The 14,109-nt window shown below is 52.6% G+C and carries 12 protein-coding genes; all 12 read right to left on the bottom strand.

Going from position 1 to position 14,109, the window contains the following annotated elements:
- Positions 1-37: 37 nt before the first annotated feature.
- The 12 genes from GCU45_RS30675 to GCU45_RS30620 all read right to left on the bottom strand — a co-directional run bounded on the left by GCU45_RS30675 (position 38) and on the right by GCU45_RS30620 (position 13,980).
- The gene (locus tag GCU45_RS30675; RefSeq protein ID WP_152403682.1) at positions 38-625 is read right to left on the bottom strand and encodes a TetR/AcrR family transcriptional regulator; all 588 of its coding nucleotides are present in this window, start codon (positions 623-625) and stop codon (positions 38-40) included.
- Positions 626-776: 151 nt separating this feature from the next.
- On the bottom strand, positions 777-1,853 hold the full coding sequence (locus tag GCU45_RS30670) for an NAD(P)-dependent alcohol dehydrogenase (RefSeq protein ID WP_152404668.1): 1,077 nt from the start codon (positions 1,851-1,853) through the stop codon (positions 777-779).
- Between the two features lie 239 nt (positions 1,854-2,092).
- Complete coding sequence (locus GCU45_RS30665) at positions 2,093-3,553, bottom strand: MDR family MFS transporter (protein ID WP_152403679.1); 1,461 nt, start codon at positions 3,551-3,553, stop codon at positions 2,093-2,095.
- A gap of 151 nt (positions 3,554-3,704) precedes the next feature.
- Entirely contained in the window at positions 3,705-4,442 is a 738-nt protein-coding gene (gene pyrH, locus GCU45_RS30660; protein WP_152403677.1) for a UMP kinase, read from the bottom strand.
- 695 nt (positions 4,443-5,137) lie between these two features.
- Complete coding sequence (gene yicI / locus GCU45_RS30655) at positions 5,138-7,459, bottom strand: alpha-xylosidase (RefSeq protein ID WP_152403675.1); 2,322 nt, start codon at positions 7,457-7,459, stop codon at positions 5,138-5,140.
- A 40-nt stretch (positions 7,460-7,499) separates the two neighbouring features.
- Positions 7,500-8,339, bottom strand: a complete 840-nt coding sequence (locus GCU45_RS30650; RefSeq protein ID WP_244364739.1) for a carbohydrate ABC transporter permease — start codon at positions 8,337-8,339, stop codon at positions 7,500-7,502.
- Complete coding sequence (locus GCU45_RS30645) at positions 8,336-9,262, bottom strand: carbohydrate ABC transporter permease (protein ID WP_145946267.1); 927 nt, start codon at positions 9,260-9,262, stop codon at positions 8,336-8,338. The genes GCU45_RS30650 and GCU45_RS30645 overlap by 4 nt, the downstream gene beginning before the upstream one ends.
- Positions 9,263-9,283: 21 nt before the next feature.
- On the bottom strand, positions 9,284-10,510 hold the full coding sequence (locus GCU45_RS30640; protein ID WP_167527295.1) for a sugar ABC transporter substrate-binding protein: 1,227 nt from the start codon (positions 10,508-10,510) through the stop codon (positions 9,284-9,286).
- Between the two features lie 111 nt (positions 10,511-10,621).
- Positions 10,622-11,677 (bottom strand): LacI family DNA-binding transcriptional regulator, encoded by a 1,056-nt coding sequence (locus tag GCU45_RS30635; protein WP_152403672.1) that lies wholly within the window; start codon positions 11,675-11,677, stop codon positions 10,622-10,624.
- Positions 11,678-11,997: 320 nt separating this feature from the next.
- A complete protein-coding gene (locus tag GCU45_RS30630; protein WP_152403670.1) occupies positions 11,998-12,393 on the bottom strand; it encodes a VOC family protein in 396 nt (131 codons plus the stop codon).
- A gap of 234 nt (positions 12,394-12,627) precedes the next feature.
- A complete protein-coding gene (locus tag GCU45_RS30625; RefSeq protein WP_152403668.1) occupies positions 12,628-13,425 on the bottom strand; it encodes a helix-turn-helix transcriptional regulator in 798 nt (265 codons plus the stop codon).
- Between the two features lie 123 nt (positions 13,426-13,548).
- Positions 13,549-13,980: a winged helix-turn-helix transcriptional regulator gene (locus tag GCU45_RS30620; RefSeq protein WP_145134344.1), complete on the bottom strand. Its 432-nt coding sequence runs from the start codon at positions 13,978-13,980 to the stop codon at positions 13,549-13,551.
- Between the last annotated feature and the right edge of the window lie 129 nt (positions 13,981-14,109).

Below are 14,109 nucleotides of genomic sequence, written 5' to 3'. Positions count from 1 at the left end.
TTAGGACGATCGTTCTAATCTACTTAAGCGTAAAGCCTCATCGTTTGAGGATTCCGCTTAGAAAAAGATCGACGCTTTTCCGGAAAAGACCATGCAGCTGTCCATGCTCCATCGTGTAAATATGCTGGCACAGCGCCCCCAGCAGCGTCCCGAATAAAAATGTCGTTCCTTGAAGATCGTCGATCTCAAATTCACCGGTATCGATCCCGTATTGGAAAATGTCCGAGTATGCCTGCATCGGCGTAACCGCCAGTCCGTACAGCTGCTGGACCGTCTCCGGACTGGTCGCCGGATTCGCCGCCAGCTCCTGCCCTACCTTGAGCAAAGGGGTCTGATAATTGTTCATCACGAACGTAGACATCGCATACAATTTATCTCTGGCTGTCTTATAGTTCGGGGATACACCGGCCCACTTCTCGCCCCAGGCCCGCATGCCGTCCAGCGCGAGATAAACGAACAGCTTTTCCTTATTCTCAAAATGATAGTACACATGGCCCTTGCTGAACCCGGAGGCTTTGGATATATCCGAGATCGAGGTTCCGGCGAACCCCTTTTGCGAAAAGAGCTGCGCAGCCTTCTCCGCAATAATCCGCCGCGTTTCTTCACTGTCATAATGTCGTTTCAAAGCGATCTACCTTTCCTTATTTACAGAACGATCGTTCTAAAGTCATTATAAGCGATGAGGCCTGTCGCTGACAAGAAATATTTGGAATGTTCAAAAAGAAGACAAAAAGCACGACCTAAGCCGTGCTTTTATCCATGGAACAAGAACCGCCTCACTCCGCCTCTGGCACACCGTTCGGGTAGACGACAACTTTCAAGCACTCGCTTTTGTGATTTAAAGCCCGCTCCATCGCTTCCTGGGTATCCTGGAGCGAATAACGGTCCGTGACCAGCGTCATCACATCGGCAATGCCGGACTCAAGGAAGCGGATGCCTTTCGGATAGGTATTGGCATACCGGAATATTCCGTAAATATCGACCTCGTTATCCGCGATAAAAGGAACATTCAGCGGAATTTCATCCTGTGCCGGCAGTCCGACGACGGCCAGCTTCCCGCCCCGGCGCAGCGAGCCCAGCGCCGTTTGCAGCGCTTTCGGATTGCCAGCCGTTTCCCAAGCGACATCGACGCCCTTCCCTCCCGTCAACCGCTGAATTTCCTCCAGCGCGTCCTGCTCTGCGACGTTAATCACGTGATCCGCTCCGAGTTTCTTGGCGGCATCCAGACGCAGCGGTTCCAAATCCGTTACGATGATTTCGGCAGCACCATAAGCTTTAGCCGCGACCACGGCCATCAATCCTACCGGTCCCATCCCCATAATCGCAATGGTGGATCCCGGCGTAAGCTTGCTTCTCGCCGCCGCATGGATGCCGACGGAAAACGGCTCGATCAGCGCCGCCTCCTCATAGCTCAGCGAGTCCGGGATCCGGAACACAAAATCCTGCCGGATTTTGATGTACTGGACAAAAGCCCCGTCTACCGGAGGTGTCGCCAGAAATTGCACGTCGGGACAGAGGTTATACCGCCCTTCCTTGCAGGCTTCACAGCGGCCGCAGGTCACCCCGGGCTCCACGGCTACGCGGTCTCCCACTTTGAATCCGGTTACATCTGCGCCTACGGCGGCGACATCGCCCGAGCATTCATGGCCTAGAATAATCGGCTTCTTCACGACGTACTTGCCGATTCGCCCATGCGTATAATAATGGAGGTCGGATCCGCAGATGCCGACGGCCATCACTTTGATCAACACTTCGTCTGGTGCGATGTCCGGCACCGGCACCGTTTCAATCCGGATTTGGCGTGGGCTGTGCATCACAGCGGCTTGCATCGTTTGGGGAATGCTGGAGTTCATCATCTGTGTACTTCCTTCCCTTCGTGAAATCTATTATTTTTTTATCATTGTATTATAGAAACCCGCTAATATCTATGAAAACAACGTCTGATCAACAAAAAGATCCGCTCCCTCTTCGGGAGCGGATTCTTTCTGTGCAGCGAGATGCACCACCCTGCAGAAGGAACATAAGTCCCTTCACTCACGGCTATGTAATTGGATAACCGGACGGAAACATGGCGGGCAAGGGCATCAACCGCTTAGGATTCAGCAGGACCTTTGGTCCGTTTGAATAGCAATGCCAGGATCAACGCCACGATGGAGAAGCCAAATCCGATGACAAACGCGTTATGCACGCCGGCTACCATCGCCTCAGCCATTTGCCCAGGCGCGGTTGGATCCGAAGAGCCCTTCAGGAAGCTGGCTTGGCCGTTGGACATGACGCTGATAAAGAAGGCCACACCAATCGCACCCGCCACCTGCTGGAGCGTATTCAAGATCGCCGTACCGTGCGGATAATACCGGGCCGGAAGCTGGTTCATGCCGTTTGTCTGCGCCGGCATCATGATCATGGAGATGGAAACCATCATACAGATATGCAGAATGAGCAGCGTGACTTTGCTCGTTTCGACCGATACCTGCGTAAAGAACCACATAATGATGACCAGAGCAGCCGTTCCCGGAATGATCAGAGCCCGTGGACCGAACTTATCGAACAGTTTACCGGTAATCGGTGAGATCAAGCCGTTGAGCAAGCTCCCCGGAAGCATCAGCAGACCGGAAGCAAACACCGTCATGCCGAGTGCGCCCTGAAACAGGAACGGCAGCAGCGACATGGAGGAGAACAGCGTCATCATCATAATAATCAGCATGATCGCCGTCAGGGTAAACGCCGGGAATTTGAAGGACCGGATATCCATTAAAGGATCTTTCAGCCGGAGCTGACGAATAACGAACAGCAGCAGGGCAACCGCACCGACAATAATGGTCCAATACACTTTGGGATGCGACCAGCCCGCTCCACCTTCACCCAGACTGCTGAAGCCATAGACGATTCCGCCGAATCCGATCGTAGACAGAATGATCGACAGAACGTCCACTTTGGGTTTGGTAGGCTGCGAGACATTTTTCAAATACACAAACGCGATGATGATCGAAATGATGGCAAACGGCAGAACTAAGTAGAACAGCCATCTCCATTCAAACGAATCGAGAATCAATCCCGACAACGTCGGTCCGATCGCTGGAGCGAACATAATAACGAGACCGATACTGCCCATGGCGGCTCCGCGTTTTTCCGGCGGATACAGAATCAGGATCGTATTCATCATAACCGGAAGCATCAAACCACTTCCTGCGGCCTGAAGCAAACGGCCGATCAGTAGGAATTCAAAGCCCGGGGCAAAGGCACAGACAAACGTTCCCACCGTAAAGATGATCATGGCTCCAAGGAACATTTGCCTCGTCGTAAACCACTGGACCAGCAGGGCTGATGCGGGAACCAGAACGCCGACGACCAGCATGTAGCCTGTGGCCAGCCATTGCAGCGTAGAGGCCGAGACTTTGAGCTCAACCATTAATTCCGGAAAAGCGATATTAAGCAGCGTCTCATTTAAGATGGAAAAGAACGCCCCCACAATTAATGAGACTAATATAGGCAGCTTCTTGATATGGCTGATATCAGCCGGTGCAGATGCAGCTGCGGCACCTGATGGATTCATATATTCTCCCTCCTGTTTCTTGCAATATGTCTATATTTGGCATCAGCGAGCCTATTTTACCACATAACTCCGTGAAAATGTTTCTTATAAATTGCTTTTTTTAAATGATTTATTATTTTAATCATTTAAGTATTATTCCACCGTTTAGAAGTTACTCATAAGCCAGTACAGAATCGCGGCTGATGATCGTGCCTTGATGCTTCCCTTCGCACAATTCTCTCATTGAACCCGGCTTGTCAAAGTTGAAAACATGAATAGGCAGATGGTAGTCCCGGGCCAGAATAAAGGCCGATTGATCCATGATTTTCAGATCGTGCCGGATGACGTCGTCATAATGCAGCGACTTGAATCTCCTGGCGGAGGGATCCGTCTTCGGATCGGCGCTCAGCACGCCATCCACTCCCTGCTTGGCAACGAGGAGCGCGTCGCAGTTCACCTCGATCGCACGCTGCACCGAAGGGTAATCGGTCGTGACGTACGGCTGGCCGTTCCCGCCGGCGAAAATGACGATATACCCTTTCTCCAGATGGTGTATGGCGCGCAATCGAATATACGGCTCGGCCACCGAAGCGATGGGGAGCGAGGTCATGACCCGGACCTCCTTGTCCGTCTTCGCTTTAAGAACACCGCGCAGCATCAGGCTGTTGACGACGGTGGCCAGCGTGCCGATATTATCGGCCTCCGCCCTTTCGATGCCCCAGGTTTCCGCCATGTTTCCCCGAAATATGTTGCCGCCGCCGATAACCAGGGAAACCTCCACTCCCATAGACACAACGGATAAAATTTCGTCCGCAATATGCTCCAGCCGGCCCGGATCAAAGCCGAACTGGCTCGTTCCTGCCACCGCTCCGCCGCTTAGCTTAATTAACACTCTTTGGTACGCCGCCATGGATCAAACACTCCTTTCGGTTCCGAAAAAATGACTATCGTGATACGCCCACCTAGATAAATACGCTTCCCCAGTATTGATTTCGAAACATCCAAATTCCTTCAGCCAACACCGCTAATCAGAAGTCCAAAAAGAAAACACTAAAGCCGTTTATGCCTTAGTGTTCAACGCTTCCTGCCATATGCCGTTTTCTCAATAATGGAATGTATGCACCGCTTAAACACCAGGGATCCTCCTTTGAAATCCGTTTTTTACCAAGCAGATTATATCCTGAAAAGTTCGTCTGAAGCAACTATGGCCGCAGAGAGGTGGTCTGGCGGAGTGGACAGACCTACCTTGTGACAAGTGAGTAGTGTCTAGGTTGTACGATAAGATGGGTTTGCAGGTTGGAGATAAGTGCGGATTTTTTTGGTTTTCTATTGTGAATTTTTCACATGTTGTAATATGGATATTAGCGGTTGCTGATTCGCTCTTTTTCCAAAGGTTGGCGTCACAGTTGACGTAAGCGTTAACGTTATAAGTAGATAGAATAAACTTAAGAAAATTAACGTTAAAGAGACGCATCGCGCCATTATAGAAGAAAGTTCAATGTAAAAAAAGTAAACGTCAAAACTCCCGAAAAACCGGCCAAAGGCAGTATTCGGGAGCCTGACGTCAGTATCGCTATAGTTCCTGTTTGCTTAAGACAATGCCCATTACAATTGAATCGATATCTGCTTAACGCCTGCTTGTGGCGTCAAAAGCACCCCCTGCTCGGTCACGGCGGATTCGGCGCCTTCGATTTGAGCGATCTGGCTTATGCCGCGCAGAAGCAGCTTCCACTGCTTCGTTCCTTCCGCCTGGACATCAATGCGCTCCCCGTTCCTGGTTACCGTTACTTTCAGTTCCTCCTTGCCGTTCGTCCCGTTCACGACGCTTGTCGTTTCCGTCCCATCCGCAAGTTCAAAGGCGTGAAGGATCACGCCGTCCGCGTAGTCGTAATCCGGACGCTGGTCATTGTCTCCGACCGGAATGATGCTTCCGGCCCGCGCCAATAGCGGAACTGTAAAGTAGTCGACCTGCCGGCTGATCCACCGGCCACCCTCCACATTCTCTCCGGTTACGAAATCGGTCCAGCGTCCCTCCGGTACATAGTACCGTGCCAGGCCCTGGTCGTTCATGACCGGTGCGACGAGAAGCGAATCCCCGAGCATATACTGGCGGTCCAGCACATGGCAGTTCGGATCTTCGGGGAACTCCAGCACCATGGCCCGCATGACGGGCACCCCTGTTGCAGCAGTCTGCACGGCGGAACGGAACAGGTATGGCATCAGCGTGCATTTCAGCTTGGTAAAATAGCGCAATACGTCAACAGCTTCCTCGTCGAAGAGCCAAGGCACCCGGTACGACTGGTTCCCGTGCAGCCGGCTGTGCGTGGACAACATCCCGAAAGCGGTCCAGCGCTTATATAGATCCGGCGTGGCCGTACTTTCAAAGCCGCTGATATCGTGGCTCCAGAACCCGAAGCCGCTGAGCGACAAGGACAAGCCGCCGCGAAGCGATTCGGCCATCGATGCGTATGAGGCGGAGCAGTCGCCGCCCCAATGCACCGGGAACTGCTGGCCGCCGGCCGTGGCGGAACGGGCGAACACCGCCGCTTCATTTTTACCGAGCGTCTCCTCCAGCACCTCAAATACCGTTTTGTTGTACAGGAACGTGTAGTAGTTGTGCATTTTCACCGGATCCGAGCCGTCGTAATAAACGACGTTCGTCGGAATCCGCTCGCCGAAATCGGTTTTGAAGCTGTCGACGCCCATGTCGAGCAGCTCCTTCAGCTTGCCCTGGTACCACCGGACCGCCTCCGGATTAGTAAAATCCACAAGCCCCATGCCGGACTGCCACCGGTCCCACTGCCAGACGCTGCCGTCCGGATTTTTCACCAGATAGCCGTTCTCCTTGGCTTCCTTGAACAGGTACGACTTCTGCCCGATGTACGGGTTGATCCAGACGCAGATATGAAGGCCTTTGTCTTTCAGCCGCCGCAGCATTCCCTGCGGGTCCGGGAACACGTCGGGATCCCATTTGAAATCGCACCACTGGAACTCCTTCATCCAGAAGCAGTCAAAATGGAACACATGCAGCGGAATGTCCCGCTCGAGCATGCCGTCCACAAAACTGTTGACCGTTTCCTCGTCATAGCTGGTCGTAAACGAGGTCGTCAGCCACAGGCCGAAAGACCAGGCAGGCGGAAGTGCCGGTTTCCCGGTCAATGCCGTATAGTTTTGCAGAACCTCTTTCAGATTGGATCCGCCGATGATGTAATACTTCAGCTTTTCGCCTGGAACGCTGAACTGCACCTTCGAGACGTTCTCAGAGCCGACTTCATAAGAAACGCGCTCCGGATGATCCACGAACACGCCGTATCCTTCACTGGACACGTAGAACGGAATGTTCTTGTAGGCCTGCTCACTGCTGGTCCCCCCGTCTTCGTTCCATAGATCCACAACCTGACCGTTTTTCACAAAAGGCGTAAACCGTTCCCCAAGCCCGTACACATATTCGCCGACCCCCAGGTCCAGCTGTTCCCTCATATATACATCCGCCGATTCGGAGGATTTAATGTAAGCCGGGCCTTTATAGCCGGTGCCGGTGAGGCGGCGTCCGTCATAAGCATACGCGACGTTCCACCCCTCGTCCGGGCGAACGGTGGCGGTCAGCTTGCCGCTGGTGAGTGTAACGGCGCTGCCGCGCTTCTCGACCTGGACTTTCAGGTCCGGCTGCTTGTAGATTTGGAAGGCCGGGCCCTTGTCGTCCATGCCGTCATGATGGATGTATTCCACGCAGATGACGTTCTCCATCGGGGAAGAATAACGGACCGTGAGCAGCGTCGTATTCAGCGTATCGCCTTTGTGAACGATTTTTTTGGTGGACGCATACACCGTCATTTCGTCTTGCCCGGTCTCAATATCCCTTACCTCAACCGGATACAATACCTGCAGCCCCTGCCGCACATGCCAATAGCCGTCTGTAAATTTCATAGTGGGTCTCTCTCCTATCTATATCTTCTATTTAAAATTGTCAGTCTTTCATGGAACCGGCGGTAATGCCGCCTACGACGTAACGCTGCAGGCCGATGAAAATGATAATGATCGGAAGCGCAGCCAGCGTGGCGACCGCCATCAGGTTGTTCCACTCTGTGCCGTACTGCCCGATAAAGCGGTACAGTCCAAGCGTCAGCGGACGTACGCTGTCCTCGGTCGTCAAGGTCAGGCCAAAGATGAAGTCACCCCAGCCGAAAAGGAAGCAGAACACCGCGACTGTCATCATGCCGGGCACGACGAGCGGCAGAATGATTCGCGTGAACGCCGTAAACTGGTTGCAGCCGTCAATCTTCGCCGCTTCCTCCAGCCCTTTGGGCAGTGCCATGAACGAAGGCCGGAGGACGAGGACCGCAAACGGCAGCGCATGGATCATGTCCGCCAGGATGAGCCCGAAGTAGCTGTTCACGAGATGAACCTTCGAGAACATGATGAACAGCGGCATCGCCATCATAATGCCAGGCAGCATCTGGATCGCGAGCAGCAGAATCATGATCAGCGATTTGCCTTTCAGATCCAGTCTCGCCAGTGCATACGCCGCGGGCGTGGCGAACAGCAGCGACATGATCATCGTCCCGATGGCGATAACAAGGCTGTTGCCGATATACCGGAGCATATCCGTGTTGTGAATGAAGTTGTCATAGTAAGCCGTAAAGGTTGCGTTCAGCACGCCAAAATGGGGCGGTGACGAGAACAGGTCCGTAATAGGAGTTATCGACGTTTTGACCATCCAATAGACGGGAAACAAAAACAGCAGGGTGATGAAGGCACCGATCACAGTCATGCCGACGCTCTTCCATTGAGCTCGCTGGTTCATCATGCAGCCTCCTCCTTACTGGACATCCGGAGATAGATCACGGCCAGCACGGTAAGAATCGCGAACATGATCATGGATACCGATGCGCCCTGGCTGAACTGGAACTTGGTGAAGGACAGCTGGTAGGCGTATATCGGCAGGACGTTCGACGAGTTTACCGGACCGCCCGCCGTCATGATGAAGATCATGTCAAACACCTTGAACGTGTTGATGATCCCCAGCATGAGCAAAATCAGTATCGTCGGTCGCATGAGCGGCAGCGTAATGTGGCGGAACTGCAGCATTTTCCCCGCACCGTCCAGCTTGGCCGCCTCGTACAGCTGCTCCGGCAGCCCTTGAAGTCCGGACAGCAGGATGATCATGTTAAACGGAATGCCGACCCAGATATTGGCGACGATCGTGGAAAGCAGCGCCGTACCGTTTTCGCTGAGCCAGCTGTGCGGCTCGTGAATGATCCCGAGGCTTTGCAGGATGTAGTTAACGACCCCGTAGTCCCCGTTCAGCATCCATTGAAATACTGAAGCCGTGATGACGACTGGAAGCATCCAGGCGAGCAACATGAGCGAGCGCATCAGGCCCCGGCCCGGGAAACTGCGGTTGAAGAACAGGGCCAGCGCAAAGCCGATCGAGAACTGAAATACGAGACTGAGAACGGTGAACAATACCGAGTTTCCAAGCGCGGTGTAAAAAACCGGATCTTTGAATGTCTTGATATAGCTCGCCAGACCCGCAAAAGCATGATGCCCCTTAAAGTTGTATACCGTCACATTTTGAAAGCTGAGAATCAGGTTGTACACGATCGGGAAAATAATGAACACCAGCAGGAACAGGATGACGGGCAGAACGAACAGATACCGGGTCCATGCTGTACTTCTTAAACGCTTGGACGTTCTCGGCGCTGCCGCAGAATAGGATTGGTCTGACATATGGTTCCTCCTCCTTCTCAATTATCGGGGTGCAAGCGGTTTGATCTTGCCGGCGGCCGTTTGAACGGCCTGCTCGGGAGAAGCCTGCCCGGTCAGTACCTGCTGAAGCATCGTCTGGATCGCTTCGGAAATTCCTGCATAATCCGGGCCATAGGCACGTGCCTTGGCCACCTCCATCGCATCCGCAAACACCTTCATCTGCGGATCCTTCTGCCAGAACGGGTCCTGCAGCAAATCTTTGCGGCTCGGCAGACGGCCGTTGGTCTGCAGAAGCTTCTTCAGCCGGTCCGGCTCGTTGGCGAAACGAATGACGTCAAAGGCAGCATCCTTATGCTTGGAGGCTGCAGAGATCGCCCAGTTTTCTCCTCCGAGCACGGTCGCTCCCGTTTTGCCCTTCGGCAGCGGCACGACGCCCCAATTGACTTTGCCTTCCTTCTGCAGGAACGGGATCTGCCACGTTCCGTTCACCATCATCGCTACTTTGCCTGCGGCGAACTGCGTCGCGGTGTCGGATTGCTTCTGCGTGATCACTTCCTTGGACATGTAGTTGTTTTTGGCCATGTAGTCATACAGGTTTACCGCATCGAGCGTGCCCTGACTATCAAAGTCGGGAACATCCGAGCCGGCCTGCAGGAGGAACGGCAAAAACTGAAACGTCCCTTCTTCCGTCTTCACCGCACTGACCGCGAAACCGTATACATTTTTCTTGGTGAGCAGCTTGGCGTCTTCCTTCAGCTCATCCCAGTTGGTGGGCGGCTTGATGCCCGCTTCATCAAACAACTCTTCGTTATAAAACAGCGCTAGGTTGTTGCTTCCAACCGGAACGCCGTAATTTTTGCCGTCGTACACCGTGGAGGACCATGGTCCGTCATAATATTGATCCGCCTGCCCCCACGCTTTAACCTCGGAGGTGATGTCGGCCAAAATGCCGGCAGCAGCGAACGTCTGATGGTCTGCGCTGTCGATCCACACGATATCCGGCCCCTGATTGCCGATCGAACCAAGCAAAAGCTTGTTCTTGATATCGGAAGAAGATACGTATGTGCGTTTGATTTTCACGTTCGGATGGGCCTTCTCATATTCGCTGATGATATTGTTGATCGCGGTTACGCTGCCGTCCGTCGTCATCGTATCCCACCAGGTCAAGGTGACTTTTCCCGAATCGGTACCGGAACCTGCCGAGCAGGCGGTCAGCGCCAGGGTAAGCAGCGAAAAGGCGAGAAAGAGTGCTTTCATTTTGCCGCACATAAGCATGTCCTCCTTACGAAATGATCTAGTATTTGGGTTAAATGATTATAAAAATCAGAAAATGATGTACGTACATCATTTCGCTCGTGAGAAGCCCGGCATCCTATACCCTTAGATATAGTACCGTGCATTCTCCCTCGTAACCAGTTCCAGCTTGGAGATGTTCTCCCGCAAATTCACCTTCTCGCCGCTGGCCGTATGGTTAAACAGCGTCTTGACCGCCAAATAGCCCTGGTTTACCGGGTCCTGGCAGATCGTCGCCGTGACCGTGCCGCGGTCCAGATCCTGATAAATATCCTCCGTCATGTCATGGCCGATCAGAGCCACGGTTCCGCCAAGACCCGCTTCTTCCAGATGGCGCGCAATGACATGCAGCTTGGCACTCGTGACATAAATGCCGTCGACCTGCCGGAAGTACTCGCCAAAGCGGTCCTGATGATCGTATTCCTCATGCTTCAGCTTCAGCGGCAGAGCCATTTCGATGTTCCCCTGCTCGGCAATGACTTCCCGGAAGCCGGTAATTTTCTGCTGCATCTGAAACGTAGTTGCCGACGGCAGGCTGCTGGCATCCGATGTAATCAGTCCGGCCCGTCCGCCGCTTCCGATCAGCTTGCACAGCATGTCCGCAGCGAGTCTTCCGGCGATCCGATAGTCGCAGCCAACGTAAAACAGACGCTTGCTGAGCGGCGCGTCGTTATTAAATGTGCATACCGCCATTCCTTTATCGATCGCCTGGTCTATGGGATCCTCCATCTGCTGGGAGTCGTTGGGAGACAAGGCCAGCGCGTCGTAGGCACCGCTGTCCACGATCTCCTGCACGATCTGTCTCTGCTTCTCCGTGTCGTAGCTCTCCGATTTGAAAATTTCAATCCGCAGGCCGTAATCCCGCAGCTCCTCATACGCAAGGCGGATGCCGCGCTCAATCTGTGTCCAGAAATAATCCGGATGCTCCGGAAACACAATCGCAAAGGAAATTTCAGTCCCCCGTGACAGGAATCTCGCCGATTTGTTCGGCGTGTATTCCAGTTCCTCCAGCTTCTCCATAACCTTCCGGTACGTCTCCGGCTTCACATTGCCGCGATTGTTGAGGACCCGGTCCAGCGTGGCGACCGAGATGCCCAATTGCTGGGCGATTCCTTTTAACGTCAGTCTTTTATGATCCTTCATAAGTATACCTCTTGTCTTATTCTGCAGAACGAAAGACGTTTGATCTTTCAGGCAGGTTTATTGTAACTCCGCGGCTTCCCGCGTGTCAACGCTTTCATGATGGTTTAGAACAAAAAATGATGTTCGATAATCATTTTATCTCTTCTGGTCCTTCTAATCGCCTTCCCTTTGCGCCAACCAGGATCATGGTTATTTAACTTTACAAGCTCCAGTTGTTCCATTGCAAAAAGGGATCTCCGCATGAATCCCGGAAGGCCCCTGTTTGCTTACAAATTCAACTGATATAGTTAGTTAGCCGGGCTCTGCTATGGAGAACGACGTTAAGATCCGGTCGTAATCATCCAGCGGATGCCAAACTTATCTTCCAATTGGCCAAATAAAGAACCCCAAAAAGCCGGTTTGATCGGGTCGCGAACCGTTCCGCCTTCAGACAGTTTCTCAAATGCAGCATACGCTTCCGGCTCCTGTTCAAATTCCAGTACCAGGTTGATCGCTGTTCCTTGCTGCAGCGGTTCGAATACCGCGTCAGACATTAGAATATTCACGCCGGCGGCAACCAGGCTCAAGTGCAACACCTTATCTTTGTATTCTTCCGTAGCGTGAGGCAATTCCCCATGGGTCTGTACCGATACAATTTCTCCTCCGAGCGCCTGAACATAAAACTCAGCCTGCGCTCTGGCATCCTCAGAAAAAATGTAAGTCATGTGCTTTGCCATCGTCATTCATCCTTTCCTGAAATGGTTCATTTAGAAGCAGGATTGGTACCCTTGACATGTGACATGGCCGCGGACGATGAATATATGCTTGTCCTATCCATGAAAACGAGCTGCAACCGAAAAGTTCGGAATTACGTAGTCCGAAAAGGCGCAACATTGTATGAATCGTTATGTACATGGATGACTTCCTGCCCCGCCGTCTCTACTATAACACCGCGATCAGGAACGGATTTCTTACCGATTGCTGAGTTGATTGTTGATATGAAGAAAATTGTTCATTAACAGCGGCAGCGATATCAGGATGGGCGGATCGTCCGGATGCGGAACCCGCATGTTTACCCGTTGAAACGGAACCGATTTATCGGGACCGACGACAATCGGGACCTTATGCTTGGCGCGAAGTGTCGTCTGCGGCACCAGAAAATCGGCCGCCCTCATTCCCCATGAGACAGAAGTCGCTAATAAATAGTAGGTCCCAGGCTTCACGCCGGTAAACCGGAATCGACGTGCCGCCGAAGAGATAAGCGTACCGTAAGGTGGCAGCCCTTCAGGGATCGGTTTGGCGAACAATCCAATGAGGATGACCCCTTCGAACGGTACCTCGAAGGATATAGACCCTTCCACGGTTCCCACAGGCGACGTCAAAATCGGCAGATCATACCAGCTTTCGAGCGCTTTAAGCGAGTTTAAATGATTGTCCGCGATCTCCCTGGAATTCCGGAAAAGGGAAGGCGTAACCCCTACCTTCTCGGTAAATCGGGAAGTAAAAGTGCCCAGGCTCTGCTGTCCGATCTCCAGGCTGATGTCGCGAATGCTGAGATTCGTGTGCAGTAGCAGCTCTTTGGCCCGGTGCAGGCGGAGCGATGATACGTAATAGAGCGGCGGAAGCCCCATCCGCGCTTTGAATATCCGGGCAAAATGGTACGGGCTGTACCCTGCGTACTTCGCCAGCATGTTCAGCTCCAGCGGTTCATCCAGCCGGTTCTGAATATAGGCAATGACTCCATCCAGTTCAGGAAACTTGTTGGTCATACCTTACCTCCCTTGAGTCCCGGATGGATGAGGCGCAATGAGTCTGGGCCAACCCCTGCCAAACCAGGAACAACTGTTCCCGTTCATATTACCATATTTTGCCCTTTAAATAAAAGACAAATTTCAGTTTTTGGACAAGGAAGTTTCCTCTTCTAACGCAGGTTGATCCATTTCGGTGGCGAGGCCGATGTCCTTGTTGTTCAGAATGTTATCCTCCAATACGGCAAACTTGTCACCATACTCTTTAATAATGTGATTCTCCCCCCAAGAGCATAAGGAGTCCAGGATCGGTTTCAGGCTCCACCCGTATTCGCTCAGTTCGTACTCCACCTTCGGCGGAACCTGGTGATAGATGATACGGTTTACGATTCCGTCGTCCTCCAGCTCACGGAGCTGTTGGGTGAGCATTTTCTGCGTGATAGACGGCATCAGCCGCCGCAGATCGCTTGTCCGTTTCTTTCCATGCGTCAAGTGGCACAGGATCACGCACTTCCATTTGCCGCCGATCACTTCCAGCGTTGCTTCAACCGAAATATTGTATTTCTTTTTTTCCATCCAAGACCCTCCTCAACATCTATGGGCACTTTTTGGTGCCTATCGTACTAAAAAGTACGTACTGTTCAAATTTACTTCACGGGTACATAATAACATTCACCGGCCGGTAATGACTACCCTTTAGCTTGA

Origin of the sequence: Paenibacillus cellulositrophicus, from assembly GCF_009363095.1 — a bacterium.
Lineage (GTDB): Bacteria > Bacillota > Bacilli > Paenibacillales > Paenibacillaceae > Paenibacillus_AQ > Paenibacillus_AQ favisporus.
Note: the sequence above shows the minus strand (reverse complement) of the source record. Positions and strands in the feature narration are given on the sequence as shown.